We start from the raw sequence: 19,744 nt of genomic DNA on the forward strand, positions 1-19,744 counted from the left end.
GTGCAGGCGGCGATCGCCTCGGTGGCGGCGGAGGCGGCCGCGCAGCTCGAGCGTTGGGTGCTGTGGGCGCCGGTGGCCTTGGGCGCCGGGGCGGGGACCTATTTCGCCCTGCCGCGTGAGCCGAGCCTGGTCCTGGCGCTCGGGCTGCTGGCGCTCGCAGGCCTTGCGGGGCTGGCCGCCGTGCGCTGGGCCGGCGGGCGAGCCGTCGGCGTGCTGGTGCTGCTGGCGGCGTTCGGCCTGGCCGGCTTCTCGGCCGCCAAGCTGCGGGCCTGGCGGGTGGCCGCGCCCGTGGTCCTTGAAGCGACCGGACCGCGCACGGTCTCAGGCTGGGTGGTGGACGTGGCGAGCCCGGGGCAGGGCGGGCAGCGGCTGTTGCTGGCGCCGGTGCGGATCAGCGGGATGGCGCCCGAGGCGACGCCGGTCCGGGTGCGGGTGACCCTCAGAGACGGCCAGGCGCCGCCGGATCCCGGCTCGGCCGTCGCCCTGCGCGCCATCCTCAATCCGCCGCCGCCGCCCGCCAGCCCCGGCGCCTACGACTTCGCGCGCGACGCCTGGTTCGAGAGCATCGGGGCGGTGGGCTTTTCCCTGACGCCGGTCCGCGAGACGGCTCTCGATTCGCCGCCGTCCCGGCTGCGGCTGACCATGCAGGTGAACGCCATCCGCTGGGCCCTGGCCGAGAAGATCGTGGCCACCATGGGCGTGGAGACTGGCGGCCTGGCGGCGGCGATGGTCACCGGCCACGAGGCCTTCATCCCGCGCGAGCAGGTGGAGGCCATGCGGGCCGCGGGGCTGGCCCACATCATCTCCATCTCCGGCCTGCACATGGCCATCGTCGGCGGCTTCGTCTTCTTCGCCCTGCGCCTGGGGATCGCCGCCTGGCCCTGGCTGGCGCTGCGGATCAACGCGAAGAAGGCCGCCGCAGTCGCCGGGTTGGCGGCCGTGGCCGGCTATCTGGTCATCTCCGGCTCGCCGCCGCCGGCCGAGCGGGCGGCCATCACCGCCGGCGTCGCGTTCGCGGCGATCCTGTTCGACCGGCGGGCGATCACCCTGCGCGGCCTGGCGATCGCCGCCCTGATCATCCTGGCGGCCCAGCCGGAGGCGGTGACCACGCCGGGCTTCCAGATGTCGTTCGCCGCCACCGCGGCCCTGGTGGCGCTCGCCGAGGCCTGGAACCGGCCGATCCGCGAGATCGAGACGCCCTGGTGGATCCGCGCGCCCCAGGCGGCCGGCGTCTGGATCGCCGCCAGCGTGGGGGCGAGCTTCGTGGCGGGCCTGGCCACCGGCCCCTTCGCCATGCAGCACTTCAACCGCGTCGCGACCTGGGGCCTGATCGCCAATCTGCTGACCGCGCCGATCTCCTCGTTCGTGATGATGCCGGCCCTGGCCATCGGCGCGGCCCTGACGCCGGTGGGCCTCGGCGAGCTGCCGCTGAAGGCCGCCGGCTGGGCCATCGGGCTGATGACCGGGATCGCCGAACGGGCCGCCGCCGCGCCCAGCGCCACCCTGATCGTGCCCAGCGCGCCGGCCTGGACCCTGCCGGCCGCCTTCGTCGGCATCCTGTGGGTCTGCATCTGGCGCGGCCGGCTGCGTTGGGCCGGGGTCCCCTTCGCGCTGGCGGTGGCGCTGACGCCGAAACCGGCGGTCCCGGACGTCTGGATCGCTTCCGACGGGGCGGCGGTGGCGGTGCGCAACGGCCGCGAGGCGGTGCTGCTGAGGCCGGGCGCCAAGCGCTTCGCCGCCGACCTGTGGGCGCGTCGCCGCGGGCTGACGGTCGACGAGACGCCGGAGACGCTGTTCGACTGCGACCGCTGGACCTGCCGGCCCATCGCCGCCGACCCGGCGCTGAAGGTGGCCGCCAGCTTCAGCCGCCGGCCGATCAAGCCGGCCGAACGGGAGCGTCTGTGCGCCGAGGCCGAGGTGATCGTCGTCCGCAGCCTGCCTCAGGGACCGGTCTGCCCCGGGAAGGTGGTGTTGACCGGCCGCGACTTCGCCCGCGGCGGGTCGGTCGAGCTATGGCGACGGCCCGACGGCTGGCGCATCCGCTGGGCTCAGGAGATGCGCGGCTGGCGGCCCTGGAGCTGGTCGGCGGACGGGGCCGAACCGAACGGGTGAGCGGCTAGTGGTAGCGGCGGATCAGGCCCACCAGGCGGCCCTGCACGGCCACCTGGTCGGGGCCGTAGATGCGGGTCTCGTAGGCGGGGTTGGCGGCCTCCAGGGCGATCGAGGCGCCCTTGCGGCGCAGCCGCTTGAGGGTGGCTTCCTCGCCCTTGACCAGCGCCACGACGATGTCGCCGGAGTTGGCGGTGTCGGTCTTGCGGATGACCACGAAGTCGCCGTCCAGGATGCCGGCGTTGATCATCGAATCGCCGCTGATCTCCAGCACGTAGTGTTCGCCGGCGCCGAGGATGGTCTCGGGCACCTGCAGCCGGTCGCGCTCGTGCTGGATAGCCTCGATGGGCGTGCCGGCGGCGATGCGGCCCAGGATCGGCAGCTCGCGCACGTCGTTGGCCGCCACCGGGGCCGAGGCGGGCGCCTCGACCAGCTGGGGCTTGAAGGCGCCGCGGCCCTTGGGCGGCGCGGTCGCCGTCGCCTGCTGCGGCAGCTTCACCACCTCCAGCGCCCGGGCCCGGTGGGGCAGGCGGCGCAGGAAGCCGCGCTCCTCCAGGGCGGTGATCAGGCGGTGGATGCCCGACTTGGACGCCAGGTCCAGGGCGTCCTTCATCTCGTCGAACGAGGGGGAGACGCCGGTCTCCTTGATCCGCTCATGGATGAACATGAGCAGTTCGTGCTGTTTGCGGGTCAACATGGCCGAGGAGCCCTTCGGGAACAAAGCGCCAACTTCAGGAATGTTCTCTAGGTGTTCCTGGTTAATGTCAAGTTACGGCGCCGGCGCAGGTTCGCGCGTGTCATTTCAGCAGTTTAGCTTCGCCGCGGGGGCGGCTCATCCAGCCCTTTGGCGCGACTCAGCTTGCGCTCTTCTGCGTCAGGCCTTGGCCGCGGGCCGGCGGGCCAGCAAGGCGCCGAGCGCGCCGCCGGCGGCGCCGGTCACCGCCGAGCTCGCGGTCCCGAGAAGCAGGAGCATGGGCTCGACGTCGCCCAGCGCCAGGCTGACGGCGATGCCGATCAGGCCGCAGAGGCCGCCGGCGATCGCGCCGCCGAGGGCGCCGGCCCGCAGGCCGGCCCTGGCCAGCAGGGCGTAGACGAGGCCCGCGATCAGCGAGATTCCCATACCGCCGACCGCGAACATGGCGGCGACGGCGGGCTCGGAATGGCCCCACAGCACCATGATCAGCTGCAGGACGGTTCCGACGGCGGTTGCGAGGAATAGCGGGCGCAGCATTTCGCGCCTCCCTGGATTGATCCCCGCTCAAGCTGCGCCGGCGCCCGGTCTGCGTCAATCCGCAGACCGCCGTTCGGTGACTAGCCGCCGAGGAGCGCGCGGGTGGCCGCCTCGACGTCCGGCTGGCGCATCAGGCTCTCGCCGACCAGCATGGCCCGCGCGCCGCAGCGCTCCAGCCGGGCCACGTCCAGGGTCGTGAAGATGCCGCTCTCGGTGACCAGCAGCGCATCGCCAGGCGCCAGCGGCGCCAGACGCTCGGTGACGCCCAGGTCGGTCTCGAAGGTGCGCAGGTTGCGGTTGTTGACGCCGATCAGCTTGGCGCCGAGCTTCCTGGCCCGGGCCATCTCGGCCTCGTCGTGCACCTCGACCAGCACGTCCATCCCCCAGCGCTGCGCTTCGGACATCAGCGCCTTGGCGACCTCGTCGTCGACCATGGCCAGGATCACCAGCACCGCATCCGCGCCGATGGCCCGGCTCTCGACCACCTGCCAGGGATCGACCAGGAAGTCCTTGCGCAGCACCGGCAGTTCGACGGCGTTGCGGGCGGCGACGAGGAACCGCTCGTGCCCCTGGAAGCTCGGCTCGTCGGTCAGCACCGAGAGGCAGGCCGCCCCGCCCAGCTCGTAGGCGCTGGCCAGGATCGGCGGGTCGAAGTCCTCCCGGATCAGCCCCTTGGAGGGCGAGGCCTTCTTGATCTCGGCGATCAGGGCCAGGCGGCCCGGGGCGTGGGCGGCCTCCAGCGCGGCGCGGAAGCCGCGGGGCGCGGAGGCGTGGCGGGCGTCCCACTCCAGGTCCGAGAAGCCGATCTTGGCCTTCCGCTCGGCCACTTCCTGGGCCTTGTAGGCGGCGATGCGGTCGAGGATGTCGCTCATGCGTGGGTCGCGGCCGTCAGCTTGTCGAGGGCGCCCTGGGCGCGGCCGTCGTCGATGACGGCGGCGGCGAGTTCCACGCCTTCGCGCAGGGTCTCGACGCGGTCGGAGATCAGCAGCGCCGCAGCGGTGTTCAGCAGCACGACGTCCCGGTAGGGGCCCTTGGAGCCGGCCAGGAGTTCGCGCAGGGCGCGGGCGTTGTGGGCCGGATCGCCGCCCACCAGGTCGGCCAGCGCCGCCCGCGGCAGGCCGACCGCCTCCGGCGTGATGGTGAACAGCCGCACCTGGCCCTCGCGCAACTCGGCCACATGGGTCTCGCCCGTGGTGGTGATCTCGTCCATGCCCTGGCCGTGGGCCACCCAGGCGCGCGTCGTCCCGAGCGCGCCGAGCACCTTGGCCAGCGGCTCGACCCAGCGGTCGGAGAAGACCCCGAGCAGCTGGCGCTGGGCGCTGGCCGGGTTGGACAGCGGGCCCAGGAGGTTGAAGACGGTGCGGAAGCCCAGCTCGGCGCGCACCGGCGAGACGTGCCGCATGGCGCTGTTGTGGGCCTGGGCGAACATGAAGCAGATGCCGGCCTCGTCCAGCGCCCGGCGGTGCTGTTCGAGCGTCGCGCTGATGTTGACGCCGAGCTCGGCCAGCACGTCGGCCGTGCCGGAGCGGGAGGAGAGGGCCCGGTTGCCGTGCTTGGCGACCTTCAGCCCCGCGCCGGCCGCAACGAAGCCCACGGCGGTGGAGATGTTGAGCGTGTGCAGCCCGTCGCCGCCGGTGCCGCAGACGTCGATCACCTCGTACGGCAGGTCGAGCTTCAGCGCCGCGGCGCGCATGGCGCGGGCGCAGGCGGTGATCTCGCCCACCGTCTCACCGCGCATGCGCATGGCGGTCAGGGCCGCGGCGACCTGGGCCGGCGTCGGCTCGCCCTGCAGGCAGGCGGCGAAGAAGGTCTGGGCGTCGTCCTCGCTCAGGGTCGCGCCGTCCGCGAGCCGGGAGAGCAGGGGCTTGAAGGCGTCGGACACGGGCGTCAGGCGTGCGCCAGGCGCGAGGCTTTCGCCAGGCGGAGGAAGTTGGCCAGGAGGTCGTGGCCGCCCTCGGTGGCGATGGATTCGGGGTGGAACTGGACGCCGAAGATCGGCCGCGTCCTGTGCTGCACGCCCATGATCTCGCCGTCGTCCGTCCAGGCGGTCACCTCCAGCTCGGCGGGGAGGGTGTCCTCCTTGATCGCCAGGCTGTGGTAGCGGGTGGCGGTGAAGGGGTTGGGCATGCCTTCGAACACGCCCTTGCCGGTGTGATGGATGGCGCTGGTCTTGCCGTGCATGATCGACTTGGCCCGCACCACCTCGCCGCCCAGCGCCTGGCCGATGGACTGGTGGCCGAGGCAGACGCCGAGGATCGGCAGGTCCTCCGGCGCGCCGTTCAGCAGCGGCAGGCAGATCCCGGCCTCGTTCGGCGTGCACGGTCCCGGCGACAGCAGCACGCCGTCGGGCTTCAGGCCCAGCGCGTCCTGCACGCTGATGGCGTCGTTGCGATAGACGGCCGTCTCCGCCCCAAGCTCGTTCAGGTAGTGGACGAGGTTGTAGGTGAAGCTGTCGTAGTTATCGATGACCAGGATCATGACGCCTCTCTAGGCTGTGATCATTACGACGCCAAGACCGCGTTGCGCCGCGCGCCGCAGGCGCCGATAACGGCGTCTTCCATGCCGCCCGCCGATTCCATCCTCGATCCGCTCGCCATAGCCAGAGCCCGCCGCCTGCTCGCCACCCCCGTGCGCCGCGAGCGCGTGTGGCCGACCCTGGCGGCCGCGGGGTTCGCAGCGGTGGGGGCGATGGTGCTGGCCAGCGCGATGATCTTCATGGCGCCGGTCGGGCCGGCCACGGAGCAGCTCGAGCGATAGCGGGCGCCCACGCGCGACCTCCTCGCCAGCTTCGCAGGAACGGAAGGGTCGCTCCGGGTTGCGGCGGTGAACGGCGGGGCCTGGTCACCTCCGGCGGAGAAGCCGTTCTCCGACCTCCTGTTGGGCGAGGAAGTCCTGCATCATCCTGGCGACGTCGTCGCCGGCTCCCAACGGCACGAAGGATTTCCCTCCGTACCAGCTCACACAGGCCTGGCCGTCCTTCAGGCTGAAGACGACGCCGTTCGGGGCGCGGTGGGGGCCGTTCAGCCATAGAGGGTCCGCACCGACCTTCCGGATGGCCCAGGCCGTTGCGATGATCAGGACCGCGGTGACGCCGAACACAAGGAGGCCGAACAGGTCGCTGGGCGTTTCGAAGAGTTCGAAGCGTGGCCCCACGAACAGGAAGTCGCCGAGGGCCGCGGAGGCGAGGGCGACGGCGCCGGCCGCTCGCCAGTCGAGCAGGAGGGCTGTGAGCGTCACGAAGGGCAGGTAGGTGATAAACGCTGTGCCCTGAACGACCTCGTCCACAGACGCGTAGACGAGCGTCGGCGCCGTGATCGCCGCCAGCGCGCAAAGCAGCATCGGCATTCCCGTGAGAGGCGGGGCGGAAAGCCACTTCCTCAACAGGACCGTCAGGTTCATCAGCTCACCCCGTCGATTGGGTCGACTATCCGACCAGCACTCATCGCAGCGCCCAGTCTGTCAGGGAAGTCGGCGTTCGGCGACGTGGCGGGATAGCGCTTTCTCGCGGCGACGACGGGCGCCGGACGCCCGTCGCCGTCGGCGCCGCCGCTCGCTAGCTCAGGCTCGCCAGCGCCGTCCGCTCGAAGGCCATCAGTTCCTCGGTGCGCCCCTCCTTCACCTTCAGCGCCCACTTGGGGTCCTGAAGCAGGGCGCGGCCGACGCCGACGAGGTCGAAGTCGCCGCGTTCCAGGCGGCGCTCCAGCTCGTCGAGGGAGGCGGGCTTGGAGCCTTCGCCGGCGAAGGCGGCGATGAATTCGCCGGTCAGGCCCACCGAGCCGACGGTGATGGTGGGGGCGCCGGTCAGCTTCTTGGCCCAGCCGGCGAAGTTCAGGTCCGAGCCCTCGAACTCGGGCTCCCAGAAGCGCCGCTGCGAACAGTGGAGGATGTCGGCGCCGGCGTCGGTGAGGGTGGTCAGCCAGGCCTCCATCTCGTCCGGCGTGTGGGCGAGCTTCACCGCATAGTCCTGCTGCTTCCACTGCGAGATGCGCAGGATCACCGGGTACTCGGGCCCGACGGCTCGGCGCACCTCGCGCAGGATCTCGGCGGCGAACCGGGAGCGGTCCACGATGGTGGCGCCGCCATACGGGTCGTTCCGCAGGTTGGTGCCTTCCCAGAAGAACTGGTCGATCAGGTAGCCGTGGGCGCCGTGCAGCTCGACGGCGTCGAAGCCCAGCCGCTTGGCGTTGGCGGCGGCCTCGGCGAAGGCGCGCACCGCGTCGGCCACCTCGGCGTCGGTCATCGGCTGGCCGAAGGGCTTCTCGGGCCGGGAGAGGCCCGAGGGGCTGTCGTAGGGGCCGGGCGGCGTCCATTCCGGATGGCGGGTGCGCACGTTCCCCACGTGCCAGAGCTGAGGCGCCATGACCCCGCCGGCCGCATGCACCTCGTCGATCACCGTCTTCCACGCGGCCAGCTCCCTCTCGCCGTGGAAACGGGGGACGTTGGGATCGTTCAGCGAGGCCGGACGGTCCACGCCCGTCCCTTCGGAGACGATCAGCCCGACCTCGGCCTCGGCGCGGCGGCGGTAGTAGCCGGCCACGTCCTGCGTCGCGATCCCGCCCGGCGAGAAGGAACGGGTCATGGGCGCCATGACGATGCGGTTGCGCAGGGCCAGGCCCTTGAAGGCGTAGGGCTGGAAGAGGGCGTCGGCGGGCATATGGCGCTCCGTTCAAACAGGTGTTTTAGTAGATAGAGGAGGCTGCGCATCTCGGCGAGCCGTCTCCAGGGGAGAGCGCTGCCAGTTTTTCTTCCGCGCGGATGAGCGGTCCTGCTCGCTGCGCCGGTTCGCCACCGACCCAAGCTTCGCATCCACCCAGGGATCATCCATGAAGTTCGACGACGTCGTCCTCGGCCGCCGCAGCATCCGCGGATACAAGCCAGATCCCGTTCCTCGTGAATTGATCGAGGAGATCATCGCTCTGGCGATGCGCGCGCCGTCGTCGATGAACACCCAGCCGTGGAACTTCTACATCGTCACCGGCGAGCCGCTGGACCGCATCCGCGCCGGCAACACCGAGCGGATGGTGGCGGGCGTTCCGCAGTCGCGCGAGTTCCGCACCGGGCAGGCCTTCGCCGGCCAGCATCGCGAGCGGCAGATCGGCGTCGCCAAGCAGCTGTTCGCGGCGATGGGCATCGCCCGCGACGACAAGGAGATGCGCCAGGACTGGGTGCTGCGCGGCTTCCGCCAGTTCGACGCCCCGGTCTGCGTGATCGTCACCTACGACCGCGTGCTGGACGGCAGCGACGACACCCCGTTCGACTGCGGCGCAGTGACCAACGCCCTGGTCAACGCCGCCTGGTCCCGCGGTCTGGGCGCGGTGATCAACAGCCAGGGCATCATGCAGTCGCCGGTCGTGCGCGAGCATGCCGGCATCGCCGACGACCAGGTGATCATGAAAAGCATCGCCCTGGGCTGGCCCGACTGGAGCTTCCCGGCCAACGCCGTGGTGTCCGAGCGCAAGTCCGTGGCCGAGGCCACGGTGTTCGTCGGTTTCGACGAGTGAAGCGGGAGAGGGGTGACAGGTAGCGCCGTGCCGGCGCAACCAGTCACCGGAGAGAGTCGGTGACTGGTTGGGCGCAAGCCCTACCCGTCACCCATCCCAGGTCAGACGAACCGCCAGGCCTCTTCGGCCGCATCGCGCAGGGCGCGGGCCTTGTGGAGGGTCTCGTCGTATTCGGCGTCGGGATCGGAGTCGGCCACCACCCCGCCGCCGGCCTGGACGTACATGGTCCCGTCCTTGAAGCAGGCGGTGCGCAGGACGATGCAGGTGTCCACCGCTCCGTCGGCGCCGAAGTAGCCGACCGCGCCGGCGTAGGCGATGCCGCGCTTTTCGATCTCCAGCTCGTCGATGATCTGCATGGCCCGCACCTTGGGCGCGCCCGACAGGGTGCCGGCGGGCAGGGCGGCCATCAGCACGTCCACCGGATCGACGTTCTCGGGCGCATCGCCCTCGACGTTTGAGACCAGGTGCATGACGCGGGCGTAGCGCTCGACGAAGAACGAGGCGGTCACACGCACGTGCGGCGCGCGGGCCTGCCCGGGCGCGGGCGGCGGGGCGTTGCGGCCCTCCTGGCCCAGCATGGCCACGCGGCCGACGTCGTTGCGGCCGAGGTCGAGCAGCATCAGGTGCTCGGCCCGCTCCTTGGGGTCAGCGATGAGCTCGGCTTCGAGCGCACGGTCCTCCTCGGGGGTGGCGCCCCTCGGCCTCGTGCCGGCGATCGGGCGGATGGTGATCTTGCCGTCGCGCAGCCGCACCAGGATCTCCGGCGAGGAGCCGGCCAGCTGGAAGCCGCCGAAGTTCAGGTAGAACAGGAATGGCGAAGGGTTGCTCCGCCGCAGCGACCGGTAGAGGGCGAACGGATCGTGCGGGAAGGGCGCGCGGAACCGGTGGCTCGGCACCACCTGGAAGATATCGCCGGCGCGGATGTACTCCTTGGCCCGCTCCACGATCTCCCGGTAGCGCTCGCGGCTGACCGGCGTCTCGAAGCGGTCGGGCAGGGGCTGGCCGTCGCCGGCCACGGGAGGGGTCGGCTTCTTCAGGTCGGCGACCACCTTGGCCAGGCGGCCGATGGCGGCCTCGTAGGCCTCGCGCGCCGGAGCGGTTCCCGCGCGCACCGTGGTGGTCAGGATGATCTCCTGGGCCACGCCGTCGAAGATGGCCACGATCGAGGGGCGCACCATGACCCCGTCGGGCAGGTCGAGCGGGTCGGCGGGGACGTCCTTCACCGGCTCGACGAGCCGGACCATGTCGTAGCCGAGGGCCCCGAACACGCCGGCGGCCATCGGCGGCAGGCCGGCCGGGATGTCGAGCCGCGAGGCGGCGACGAGGTCTCGCAGGGACTCCAGCGTCTCGCCCGCGGGCCGGAAGCGCTCGGCGGCGATATCGGCGCCCTCGGCGATCTCGGCGGCCTCGCCGCGGCAGCGCCAGACGATGTCGGGCCCGAGGGTGATGACCGAATAGCGGCCCCTCCAGGCGCCGCCCTCCACGGACTCGAACAGGAAGGCGTACGGCTGGCCCTGGCCGATCTTCAGATAGGCCGAGACGGGGGTCTCCAGGTCGTCGACCAGCCGGGTCCAGACCACCTGGGCGGCGCCGGTCCGGTAGCGGGACTCGAAGGCGTCGAAGGCCGGCTCGACGTTCACTTGCCCGCCCCCGCCTTGCCCGCGGCGCCCTTGGCCGCATCGCCCTCGGCGATCGGGTCGAGGCCCAGCGCCTGCCGGGCGCGAGCGTGGTCGACCTTCGGCTCCAGCTTGCGGCGGGCGGCGTCTTCGAGGCTGGCGGCCAGGTCCTGGAAGATGGCGGGGGCCAGCTGCGGCCGCACCGCCTGGGTGAACTGGGCCGCCTCGCTGACCTGCGGGGCGCGCACGGCCTCGAGCTTGCCGACGGCGATGACCAGACCCTGGCCCATGGCGGTGAAGGTCTCGCCGGGACGCGCGCCGAAGATCTGCTGCAGGATGGCCGGCGGGACCTGGGTGTTCTGGCCGGCGGTGCGCCGGGTCAGGCCCACCGCCCGCTGCAGCGGGCTGCCGCCCGCCGAGGCGGCGACCGCCTCCAGGCTCTCCCCGCGCTTCAGGCGCGCCGAGAGCTCCTGGGCCTTGGCCTGCAGGCTGGCCTGCACCTGACGCTGCATCCAGGCCTGGGTGAGAGGGCCCCGGATCTCGGCCAGCGGCGGCATCGACGACTTGATGACCTTTTCCACGCGGACGGCGTAATACTCGCCCTGTCCGGTGTCCTGCAGGTCGCTCTCGCCGCCTTCCGGCAGGTCGAAGGCGACGTCCAGCATCTGCGGGCTGACGCCCTCGACCGGCTGGTTCTGCTGGTCGAGGCCCTGTTGCGAGACCGGCGGCAGGGTCTGGGCGGGGACGCCCGCCTTCTTGGCGGCCTCGGCGAGGGTGGCCCCGCTGGTGTGGGCCTCCTCGTAGATCTCGCTCTTCTCGTAGACCGCCTTGGCGGCCGCTTCCTGGCGAAGCTCGGCCTCGATCACCGGGCGCGCCTCCTCGAGCGTCGGCGTCCGGCCGGGCGTGACCTCGGTCACCTTGACGACGGACAGGCCCAGGTCGCCCTGGATCGGCCCCGAGACCTGGCCCTGCGCCAGCTTGAAGGCGGCTTCGGCGACCTTGCGGTCGGCGATCGCGGTCTGCGGCCGGTCCTCGTAGACCACCGGCTCGACGCCGATGGACTTGGCGATGGCTTCGGGGTCTTCGCCCTTGGTCAGGCGTTGGGCGATCGTCTGGGCGGTCGCCGCGTCCTTGGCCGGGATCTGCACCAGCGAGCGGGTTTCCGCCTGGGACATGGTGTCCTTGCGGTAGTCGAAGCGGGCCTGGATCTCGGCTTCGCTGATCGGGCCAGCGCCCGCCGCGGCGTTCGGCGAGAAGCGGACGACGGTCAGCACCCGGTACTCCGGCCGGGTCAGCTGGGCCGCGTTCTCCTTCATGAACTGGGTGAGCTGGGCCTCGGTCGGCGGCGCCGGCCGCGGCACGCTGTCGCCGGTGATGACGAAGAAGGCCGCGTCGCGCTCCTCGAGGCCCTGGAGCACCGTCAGGGCGGCGTAGGACCTGGGCGCGGTGAAGCCGGCCGCCATGGCGGCGCCCATGTGTTCCAGGGCGATCTGGTCGGAGCGCTCGGCCTCGAACTGCGCGGGCGTCTGGCCGACGCCCTGCAGCGCCTGCTCATAGGCCTGCCGATCGAACGCGCCGGTGATCGGGTCGAAGAAGGCCGGGATCTTCTGGATCTCCCGGGTGACCAGCTTGCCCGACGGGCGGATGCCCAGGCGGTGCATGATCTCGCCGAGCACCGTCTGCTGAACCAGTCCTTCCAGCACCTGCCGGTCCAGGCCGTTCTGGGCGGCGAACTCGGTGCTGACCGGCTGGCCGAACTGCTCCTCGGCGCGGCGGCGGGCGTTCTCGAACGCCTGGCGGAACTGCGTAGCCGTGACGGTGCGGTCGCCGACGCTGATGACCGCATCGCCGGGCGTGCTGCGGAAGACGTCGTTGATCCCGAAGATGGCGAAGCTGACGATCAGCAGCCCGATCAGGATGAGCGCGACCCAGGATTTGGCGAAGCGGCGAGTGGCGGCGAGCATGAAGCGGCGTCCTGGGGCGCGGAGTGGTTGGGCGGGTATAGTGGAGGCCTGTCGCAAGGGGCAAGCGCGTGACAGACGCGCCGGCTTGGCTTAACCGCCGCACCCGTCGCTTTTTTTCGAGGGTTTGTGGATGAGCGCGCCGGTCCCCCTGATCGCCGGAAACTGGAAGATGCACGGGCTTGCGGCCTCGCTGGACGAGGCGCGGGCCATCGCAGCGGGCTGCACGGCCGCCTCCCCGAGGGTGGCGATCTGCCCGCCGTCGGTGCTGATCCACCGGATGGCGCAGGCGCTGGCGGACACCAAGGTGCAGGTCGGCGGTCAGGACGCCCACTTCGACGATTTCGGCGCCTTCACCGGCGACGTCTCGGCCGAGATGCTGGCCGACGCCGGCGCCAGGCTGGTCATCCTCGGCCACTCCGAGCGGCGCACCGGCTATCGCGAGACCGACGCCCTGGTGGCCAAGAAGGTGCTGGCGGCCCTGCGCGCCGGCCTCGAGCCCATCGTCTGCGTCGGCGAGACGCTGGACGAGCGAAAGGCGGGCCGGGCGCTGGAAGTGGTCACCGGCCAGGTGAGGGGCTCGCTCCCCGCCGAGCTGGCCGGCAAGGCCTTCGCGGTCGCCTACGAGCCGGTCTGGGCCATCGGCACCGGCCTGACCCCCACCACGCCCGAGATCGAGGAGATGCACCGGGCCATCCGCGCCACCCTGAACGAGATGTTCGGGGCCCATGGCGCGGGCGTGCCGATCCTCTACGGCGGCTCGGTCAAGCCGAACAACGCGGCCGAGATCCTCAAGGCCGACGAAGTGGGCGGCGCCCTGGTCGGCGGCGCCTCGCTGAAGGCCAGCGACTTCCTGGCGATCGTGCAGGCCGCGTGAGGCTTCGTTCCTCCCCTGGGAAGCGGGGGAGGGGGGCCGCTCTACAGCGCCAGAGCGAACAGGCGCCGGTCCCGGCGCTGGTCGTCGATCAGCGGGCCGCGCTCGAGGCCGGCCTGACGGAAGCCCAGCCGCTGGAGCAGGGCCTCGGCCCGGCGGTCGCCGAGGCAGGTGCGGCCGTTGAGGCGGCGCAGGTTGAGGCCGGTGGCGCAGCGGACCAGCGCCTCCAGCGCCTCCTGGGCCAGGTCGCTCGACCAGGCCTCGGGGGCGAACACGAAGCCGATCTCGGCGCTGCGGGCGGCGCGGTTGAGTTCGGCCAGCTCGCAGACGCCCAGGAAGCGGCCCTCGAGCGTCCGGACGGCCCAGTAGAAGCCGCGGCCGCAGGCCATCTCCAGCACCTGGCCGTCGACCATCTCGGCCACCTTCTCCGGCTCGTCGAGCGTCTCGCAGTCCCAGTGGGCGATCACCTGCGGATCGCTCATGATCGGGAACAGCAGATCGGCGTCGGCGGACTCCAGCGGGACCAGCCGCAGGCGCTCGGTCTCCAGCGTCTGGATCCGCTTCAGGGCCAGCTCCCACGACCGGCGCACGGCGGGCAGAGCGGGGAGGACGGGGCGGGCGGCGCGTTTCAATGCGAGAATCATGGTTGCCATCAGGCTGCGACCCCCTAGCTATGGCCTTGCGGCGAGCGCAGTGGTAGAGCGCCCGCTTCATTTCAGCGCGGTGTTGCCGCGCGGCTTCACTATGGGCTCCTTATGCTCCTCGGCATCCTGCTCACCGTCCACATCCTGGTCTGCATCGCGCTGATCGGCGTCGTGCTGCTGCAGCGGTCGGAAGGCGGCGGCCTGGTGTCGAGCGGCGGCGGGTCGGGGTTCCTGACGGCCCGCGGCGGCAGCGATCTGCTGACCCGCACCAGCTGGATCCTCGGGACCATCTTCTTCGTGCTCAGCCTGGCGCTGACCATGCTGTCGGGCGGCGTCCGGCAAGGCGGCTCGGTGACCGACCGGTTCGAGGTCGAATCGATCGACCCCGACACGCTGAACCAGCCGCAGGCTCCGGAAGCGCCCACGCCCACCGCCCCGCTGCTGCCGGGCGCGCCCGCCGCGGCGCCGGCGCCGGGCGAGGCGCCCACGCCGACCCTGCGCAACCCGCTCGAGCTTCCGCCGGCGCAGCCCGCCGCGCCGGCTCCCGCCGCGCCCGCGCAATAAGCCGCACAATGGCCGCAATCAGGGCAGGGGCGACCCGCCCGAATCGGGTCTAATCTGGAGTCCCATGGCCCGGTACATCTTCATCACCGGCGGCGTGGTTTCCTCTCTCGGAAAAGGCCTCACGTCCGCCGCCCTCGGCGCGCTCCTGCAGGCGCGCGGATTCAAGGTCCGTCTGCGCAAGCTGGACCCCTACCTCAACGTCGATCCGGGGACGATGAGCCCCTATCAGCATGGCGAGGTGTTCGTGACCGACGACGGGGCCGAGACCGACCTCGACCTCGGCCATTACGAGCGGTTCACGGGGGTCAACGCCACCAAGGCCGACAACATCACCACCGGCCAGATCTACAAGACGATCATCGAGAAGGAGCGCCGGGGCGACTACCTGGGCGCGACCGTGCAGGTGATCCCGCACGTGACCGACGAGATCAAGAAGTTCGTCCTGTCCGATCCCGGCGAGGGGGTGGATTTCGTGCTGGTGGAGATCGGCGGGACGGTCGGCGACATCGAGGGCCTGCCGTTCTTCGAGGCCATCCGCCAGCTCGGCCAGCAACTGCCCAGAGGCCACGCCTGCTTCATCCACCTGACCCTGCTGCCGTACATCAAGACGGCCGGGGAGATGAAGACCAAGCCGACCCAGCACTCGGTGAAGGAGCTGCGCAGCATCGGCATCCAGCCGGACGTGCTGCTCTGCCGCACCGAGCTGCCGCTGCCGGCCAGCGAACGGCGCAAGATCGCGCTGTTCTGCAACGTGCGGGAAAGCGCCGTCATCCAGGCGATGGACTCGGCCAACATCTACGCCGTGCCGCTGGACTACCACGCCCAGGGCCTCGACACCGAGGTGCTGGACGTCTTCGGCATGCACGACGCCCCGCCGCCGAACCTGGCGCGCTGGCAGGACATCGCCCACCGGCTGAGCCACCCGGACGGCGAGGTGAACATCGCCATCGTCGGCAAGTACACCGGCCTGACCGACGCCTATAAGTCGCTGGTCGAGGCGCTGGTCCACGGCGGCGTGGCCAACAACGTCCGGGTCAAGTTCGACTGGGTCGAGGGTCAGGCCTTCGAAGAGGTCGACGAGGCGCTGGTCGCCGAGCGGCTGACCGGCGTCCACGGCGTGCTGGTGCCCGGCGCCTTCGGCGAGCGCGGCTCGGAGGGGATGATCCGCGCCGTCCGCTTCGCGCGCGAGCACGACATCCCCTATTTCGGCATCTGCTTCGGCATGCAGATGGCGATGATCGAGGCTGCCCGGAACCTGGCCGGCATCAAGCAGGCCTCCTCCACCGAGTTCGGTCCGACTTCGGAGCCGATCGTCGGCCTGATGACCGAGTGGACCCGCGGCAACGAGAAGGAAGTCCGCAAAGAGGGCGACGCCCTCGGCGGCACCATGCGCCTGGGGTCCTACGAGGCCGTGCTGGCCCCGGGCTCGCGGGTGGCCGACATCTATGGCGGGACGGCCATCAGCGAGCGGCACCGCCACCGCTACGAGGTCAACATCCGCTACCGCGAGGCCATCGAGCAGACGGGGCTGAGGTTCACCGGCCTGTCGCCCGACGGCGTCCTGCCGGAGATCTGCGAGCGCGAGGACCATCCCTGGTTCGTCGGCGTCCAGTTCCACCCCGAACTGAAGAGCCGCCCCTTCGACCCGCACCCTCTCTTCGCCAGCTTCATCGGGGCGGCGAAGGAACGGAGCCGGCTGGTCTGATGCCTGCCCAGACCTCTCCCCGCAGAGCGGGGAGAGGGTAGGGTGAGGGGCGAGCCGGCGCAGCCGGCGAGACTGGCCAACCGCCGCGCTTGCGGAGAGTCCCCCCTCACCCAACCCTCTCCCCCCGCCGGGCGGGGGGAGAGGTCTATGTGCTATCGTCCCCCATGCCCACCCGCGACGACATCCGCCGGATCGCGCTCGCCCAGCCGCAGGCCTACGAGGCGGACCACCACGGGATCCCGTCGTTCCGGGTGGGGAAGAAGATCTTCTGCACGGTCCACCTCGACCGTCCGCGCATCGTGCTGAAGCTCGACCGCGAGGCGCAGTTGGACATGATCGCGGCCCATCCGGGCGTGGTCGAGGAATGCGACTACCAGCCCCAGCACGGCTGGACCTTCGTCTGGTTCGAGACGGCCGACCTGCCGACGCTGGAGACCCTGCTCCGGCTGGCCTGGAGCGCCGTGGCGCCGAAGAAGCTCCTGAAGGCGCAGGCCACCGCTTGAAACGCGGGAGGCTTTCGGGCATACACCCGCGCTCACGTCGGCGGCCCCTTCCGGCCGCCGTTTGAATTTGCACGCCTAAGAGATTCTCAAATGGCCGTCCCTAAGCGAAAGACCTCGCCGTCCCGGCGCAACATGCGCCGCTCGCACCATGCGCTCGGCCCGAACGCCTACGCCGAGGACAAGGAAACCGGCGAGCTGAAGCGGCCGCACCACGTCGACCTGAAGACCGGCATGTACAAGGGCCGCCAGGTCCTGACGCCGAAGGAAGACTGATCCCTTCGCGAATCGCCGCCGAGGCCTGAGGCCCCGGCGGCGCTCGCATGTCACCTGCGGGCGGACAGGTCTGACGGGCTCGAGAAGGCCAGGTCGTAGCCGTCCGGATCCCTTAGGACGATCTCGTCCAGGCCGTACTCCTGGGCCTCCGGGTCTTCCACCTGAAGCCCTTTGGCGCGCAGGTCGCGGACCAGGGCGTGGACGTCGTCCACCGCAATGCACAGCACAGCGTCGGTGTAGCGCTCGCGCGCCAGCCGGTGGCCGGGATCGCCGCCCCGGCCGTTCAGCATGACCTGGACCTGGCCCTTCTGCAGCCTGGCCCAGGCGAGCCTTCCTTCCCAGTCGTAGGATCCGACCACCGTGAACCCCAGCAGGTCGCGCCAGAAGGCGAGACTTCGGGTGACGTCCTGCACGTTGAGCAGGGGGGTGAGGCTGTTCATGGCGCTCAGGCTCCCTTCGCGGGGGTGAGCACGGGGCGCTGGCCGGGCTCGTCCCAGCGCCAGCAAGGCCCGCCTGGAGCGATCTCGACGCCGCCGACCCATCGTTGCGGCGCGCCCATCGCCTGCCAGTCGGCGCGGCCGGTCCGCACGGCCTCTCCAGCCTCCGTGAGGCCGATGGTGCGCTCGGCCCAGGAGGTGTCGTGGTGTCCCGCCGGCGGCGCCTCGACGAGCGGGGTCTGGCCGGAGGCCAGCGCGCGCAGCACGACCCAGAACATGGCGTCGCCCATGAAGGGCAGGGGCTCGCGTTCGCGGGTCAGTTGCTGGAACAGCGCCCTGGCGGGCTGCGGCCCGCATTCGGCGAGCAGCTCGAGCGTCAGCTGCTCGGTCAGCGAGAGGCCGTTCGTGATGCTCGGCAGTTCGCGCAGGTGCCGCGCCAAGGCCGCGCTCATCGGCGGGACGGCCGGCGTGCCTTCGCGGCTGATCCGGTGCAGGCCCTCCGGACTGGTGTCCGTCAGCGCCGTCCAGACGGCGCGGCCCAGCTGGCGTTGCGCCGGCTCCACGGGCACGCGGCCGTCGTAGAACAGCCGCAGGACCTCCGGCGCGAGCTGCCCGAGCCCGAGGAACCGCGCCACGCCGGGGGTGCGGTCGACGCAGACCAGGAAGGCGCGAACACCCTGCGGCAGGGTGGCCAGCAACCTGGCGAGGATCAGCTGGTCGTAGCTGTCGTGCTCGAACCAGAGCACCACTTCCTCCCAGGCCGACAGGTCAGCCCAGGCCGCGTATTCCCGCTGCAGCCGCTTCAGCGCCACCTCGGGCAGGAGGCGGTAGGCCTCGGCGATGAAGTCCGCCCGCGCCGCGATCAGCGCCGGCTCGGGCAGGTTCTGCACCGGGCCCTGGCAGTAGGGATCGGCGAACTCCAGGAAGCCGCCCAGGAAGCCGGCCCGCTCCAACGCCGCCTTCAGGTCGGAGCCGCAGCGGACGTGCAGAGTGCGGGCGGTGTCGGGCGCCGCCTCCGGCCGGGCCATGTCGCTGCGCGCCTGGACGAGCCGTTCGGTGTGGGCCTTCAGCCGCGCCCAGCTGGCGAATCCCGCCTCGCGGGCGATCGCCGACTGGGCGTCGGCGAGCTGGGCGGCCGCCGGATCCAGCCGGTCGCCTTTGGGGTGGTGTCGCCGGAGACGCGCCAGCGCCTCGGGCGCGCCCTCGCGGACGGCCTTCATCAGTTCCTTGGCGCGCTTCTTCTGCTGTTCGAGGTTGAGGCGGCCGTCGCTCAGCGGACGGCCCGTATCGTCGGGCATAGCCAATCCCTCTCGTATCGCGCCCGCGTCCGCCTGACGGGCAAGAAGGATCGTCTGGGATAAGCGACGAGGGTACTTGGGTCGGGCGCAGCCCTTTCCGCGGACCAGGAGGGCGTGAGCCCTTCGGCGGATGATAGGCGCCTCTGGGCCGACCTGTCAGCTACTTCTGCGCCCGCGACCTGGCCTGCACCGCCGCCCGGCGCTCTTCGACCATCTCCGGGGTGACCCCCGCGTTATGGCGGCTGGAGCGTTCGTGTTCGAGCGCGAGGCCGTCCTGCAGCGACAGGGCGTAGCCGTCGTCGATCAGCGCCTTCTGGACGATCAGCATGTCGGCGTCGATCTGGGCCATGTCGGCCGCGATCTTCAGGGCCGCGGGCATCAGCTCGGCAGGCTCCACCACTCGGTTCACCAGCCCCCACTCGTAGGCGGTGCGGGCGTCCAGGAAGTTGCCGGTGAGCGACAGCTCTTTCGCCCGATAGGGGCCGATCAGCCGCGGCAGCTTCTGCGAGAGGCCCCAGCCGGGCGTGATGCCGACCCGGGCGTGGGTGTCGGCGAAGCGGGCGCTCGCCGAGGCGACGATCACGTCGCAGGCCAGCGCCAGCTCGAAGCCGCCGGTGATGGCCACGCCGTTGACCGCCGCGATCACCGGCTTGCGGCAGGCGAGGACCGCGCGGGCGGGGTTCTCGGCGGGATCGGTGGCGTTGGCGGCCTGCATCCCGTCGGGATCGGAGCCGAGCTCCTTCAGGTCCAGGCCCGCGGTGAAGGCCCGATCGCCGGCCCCTGTCAGCACGATGGCCCGCACGGCGGGATCGCCGTCGAGCCGCCGCAGCGTCTCATGAAGCTCCGCGCGCAGGGCCTTGGAGAGGGCGTTCATCGCCTCGGGCCGGTTCAGCGTGACGAGGGCGACCCCGTCCGAGGGCGCATCGACGAGCAGCATTCGGTTCTCCTCCCGGTCGCCGGCATCAGCGCGGGTTGCGACATCGAGTCAAGGCGAGCGTTGCCGGGGCCGCAATCCTTGCGCTAAGGCA

At 71.3% G+C, this 19,744-nt stretch carries 21 protein-coding genes; 8 read left to right on the plus strand and 13 right to left on the minus strand.

Translation table 11 applies throughout. The annotated features are described in order from the left end of the window. On the plus strand, positions 1 to 2,112 hold the full coding sequence (locus ACFSC0_RS16150) for a ComEC/Rec2 family competence protein (RefSeq protein ID WP_377281897.1): 2,112 nt from the start codon (positions 1 to 3) through the stop codon (positions 2,110 to 2,112). A gap of 4 nt (positions 2,113 to 2,116) precedes the next feature. On the opposite strand, the gene lexA is transcribed toward ACFSC0_RS16150, so the two are convergent. The 5 genes from lexA to ACFSC0_RS16175 all read right to left on the minus strand — a co-directional run bounded on the left by lexA (position 2,117) and on the right by ACFSC0_RS16175 (position 5,818). Beyond that, positions 2,117 to 2,806: a transcriptional repressor LexA gene (lexA, locus tag ACFSC0_RS16155; RefSeq protein ID WP_377281898.1), complete on the minus strand. Its 690-nt coding sequence runs from the start codon at positions 2,804 to 2,806 to the stop codon at positions 2,117 to 2,119. 177 nt (positions 2,807 to 2,983) lie between these two features. Next, positions 2,984 to 3,340: a hypothetical protein gene (locus ACFSC0_RS16160; protein ID WP_377281899.1), complete on the minus strand. Its 357-nt coding sequence runs from the start codon at positions 3,338 to 3,340 to the stop codon at positions 2,984 to 2,986. 80 nt (positions 3,341 to 3,420) lie between these two features. Continuing rightward, the gene (trpC, locus tag ACFSC0_RS16165) at positions 3,421 to 4,212 is read right to left on the minus strand and encodes an indole-3-glycerol phosphate synthase TrpC (protein WP_377281900.1); all 792 of its coding nucleotides are present in this window, start codon (positions 4,210 to 4,212) and stop codon (positions 3,421 to 3,423) included. Beyond that, positions 4,209 to 5,222: an anthranilate phosphoribosyltransferase gene (gene trpD / locus ACFSC0_RS16170; protein ID WP_377281901.1), complete on the minus strand. Its 1,014-nt coding sequence runs from the start codon at positions 5,220 to 5,222 to the stop codon at positions 4,209 to 4,211. Before trpD ends, trpC begins: the two co-directional genes overlap by 4 nt. A 5-nt stretch (positions 5,223 to 5,227) precedes the next feature. Next, positions 5,228 to 5,818, minus strand: a complete 591-nt coding sequence (locus tag ACFSC0_RS16175) for an anthranilate synthase component II (protein ID WP_377281902.1) — start codon at positions 5,816 to 5,818, stop codon at positions 5,228 to 5,230. 81 nt (positions 5,819 to 5,899) lie between these two features. Between ACFSC0_RS16175 and ACFSC0_RS16180 the strand changes: the two genes are divergently transcribed. Continuing rightward, positions 5,900 to 6,097 carry a hypothetical protein gene (locus tag ACFSC0_RS16180; RefSeq protein ID WP_377281903.1) on the plus strand — a complete coding sequence of 66 codons (198 nt, stop codon included), beginning with the start codon at positions 5,900 to 5,902 and terminating at the stop codon, positions 6,095 to 6,097. 84 nt (positions 6,098 to 6,181) lie between these two features. Here the strand turns inward: ACFSC0_RS16180 and ACFSC0_RS16185 are convergent, their stop codons facing one another. Both ACFSC0_RS16185 and ACFSC0_RS16190 read right to left on the minus strand, forming a co-directional pair. After that, positions 6,182 to 6,739, minus strand: coding sequence for a DUF4118 domain-containing protein (locus ACFSC0_RS16185; RefSeq protein WP_377281904.1), 558 nt, complete (start codon positions 6,737 to 6,739; stop codon positions 6,182 to 6,184). Positions 6,740 to 6,893: 154 nt separating this feature from the next. Next, complete coding sequence (locus tag ACFSC0_RS16190) at positions 6,894 to 7,994, minus strand: NADH:flavin oxidoreductase (RefSeq protein ID WP_377281905.1); 1,101 nt, start codon at positions 7,992 to 7,994, stop codon at positions 6,894 to 6,896. Positions 7,995 to 8,163: 169 nt separating this feature from the next. Between ACFSC0_RS16190 and ACFSC0_RS16195 the strand changes: the two genes are divergently transcribed. Then, the gene (locus tag ACFSC0_RS16195) at positions 8,164 to 8,841 is read left to right on the plus strand and encodes a nitroreductase (RefSeq protein WP_377281906.1); all 678 of its coding nucleotides are present in this window, start codon (positions 8,164 to 8,166) and stop codon (positions 8,839 to 8,841) included. A gap of 101 nt (positions 8,842 to 8,942) precedes the next feature. Here the strand turns inward: ACFSC0_RS16195 and trpE are convergent, their stop codons facing one another. Continuing rightward, positions 8,943 to 10,481 carry an anthranilate synthase component I gene (gene trpE / locus ACFSC0_RS16200; RefSeq protein ID WP_377281907.1) on the minus strand — a complete coding sequence of 513 codons (1,539 nt, stop codon included), beginning with the start codon at positions 10,479 to 10,481 and terminating at the stop codon, positions 8,943 to 8,945. After that, complete coding sequence (locus tag ACFSC0_RS16205) at positions 10,478 to 12,421, minus strand: peptidylprolyl isomerase (protein ID WP_377281908.1); 1,944 nt, start codon at positions 12,419 to 12,421, stop codon at positions 10,478 to 10,480. The genes trpE and ACFSC0_RS16205 overlap by 4 nt, the downstream gene beginning before the upstream one ends. Before the next feature lie 130 nt (positions 12,422 to 12,551). On the opposite strand from ACFSC0_RS16205, the gene tpiA reads away from it, so the two are divergent. Continuing rightward, positions 12,552 to 13,295: a triose-phosphate isomerase gene (gene tpiA / locus ACFSC0_RS16210; RefSeq protein ID WP_377281909.1), complete on the plus strand. Its 744-nt coding sequence runs from the start codon at positions 12,552 to 12,554 to the stop codon at positions 13,293 to 13,295. A 41-nt stretch (positions 13,296 to 13,336) separates the two neighbouring features. Here the strand turns inward: tpiA and ACFSC0_RS16215 are convergent, their stop codons facing one another. Continuing rightward, a complete protein-coding gene (locus ACFSC0_RS16215) occupies positions 13,337 to 13,945 on the minus strand; it encodes a GNAT family N-acetyltransferase (protein WP_377281910.1) in 609 nt (202 codons plus the stop codon). Positions 13,946 to 14,047: 102 nt separating this feature from the next. Between ACFSC0_RS16215 and secG the strand changes: the two genes are divergently transcribed. The 4 genes from secG (at position 14,048) to rpmF (ending at position 16,981) form a co-directional block, all read left to right on the plus strand. Further along, a complete protein-coding gene (secG, locus tag ACFSC0_RS16220) occupies positions 14,048 to 14,500 on the plus strand; it encodes a preprotein translocase subunit SecG (RefSeq protein WP_377281911.1) in 453 nt (150 codons plus the stop codon). 64 nt (positions 14,501 to 14,564) lie between these two features. Further along, the gene (locus tag ACFSC0_RS16225; RefSeq protein WP_377281912.1) at positions 14,565 to 16,205 is read left to right on the plus strand and encodes a CTP synthase; all 1,641 of its coding nucleotides are present in this window, start codon (positions 14,565 to 14,567) and stop codon (positions 16,203 to 16,205) included. Positions 16,206 to 16,369: 164 nt separating this feature from the next. Beyond that, complete coding sequence (locus tag ACFSC0_RS16230) at positions 16,370 to 16,708, plus strand: MmcQ/YjbR family DNA-binding protein (RefSeq protein ID WP_377355206.1); 339 nt, start codon at positions 16,370 to 16,372, stop codon at positions 16,706 to 16,708. A 90-nt stretch (positions 16,709 to 16,798) separates the two neighbouring features. Further along, positions 16,799 to 16,981, plus strand: a complete 183-nt coding sequence (rpmF, locus tag ACFSC0_RS16235; RefSeq protein WP_320356209.1) for a 50S ribosomal protein L32 — start codon at positions 16,799 to 16,801, stop codon at positions 16,979 to 16,981. A gap of 50 nt (positions 16,982 to 17,031) precedes the next feature. On the opposite strand, the gene ACFSC0_RS16240 is transcribed toward rpmF, so the two are convergent. The 3 genes from ACFSC0_RS16240 to ACFSC0_RS16250 form a co-directional block, all read right to left on the minus strand. Next, on the minus strand, positions 17,032 to 17,421 hold the full coding sequence (locus ACFSC0_RS16240; RefSeq protein WP_377281914.1) for a VOC family protein: 390 nt from the start codon (positions 17,419 to 17,421) through the stop codon (positions 17,032 to 17,034). 5 nt (positions 17,422 to 17,426) lie between these two features. Next, positions 17,427 to 18,716 (minus strand): DUF1835 domain-containing protein, encoded by a 1,290-nt coding sequence (locus tag ACFSC0_RS16245; protein ID WP_377281915.1) that lies wholly within the window; start codon positions 18,714 to 18,716, stop codon positions 17,427 to 17,429. A gap of 160 nt (positions 18,717 to 18,876) precedes the next feature. Then, positions 18,877 to 19,653, minus strand: a complete 777-nt coding sequence (locus ACFSC0_RS16250; protein ID WP_377281916.1) for an enoyl-CoA hydratase — start codon at positions 19,651 to 19,653, stop codon at positions 18,877 to 18,879. Positions 19,654 to 19,744 lie beyond the last annotated feature (91 nt).

It is taken from the genome of Phenylobacterium terrae (genome assembly GCF_042681205.1).
Lineage (GTDB): Bacteria > Pseudomonadota > Alphaproteobacteria > Caulobacterales > Caulobacteraceae > Phenylobacterium > Phenylobacterium terrae.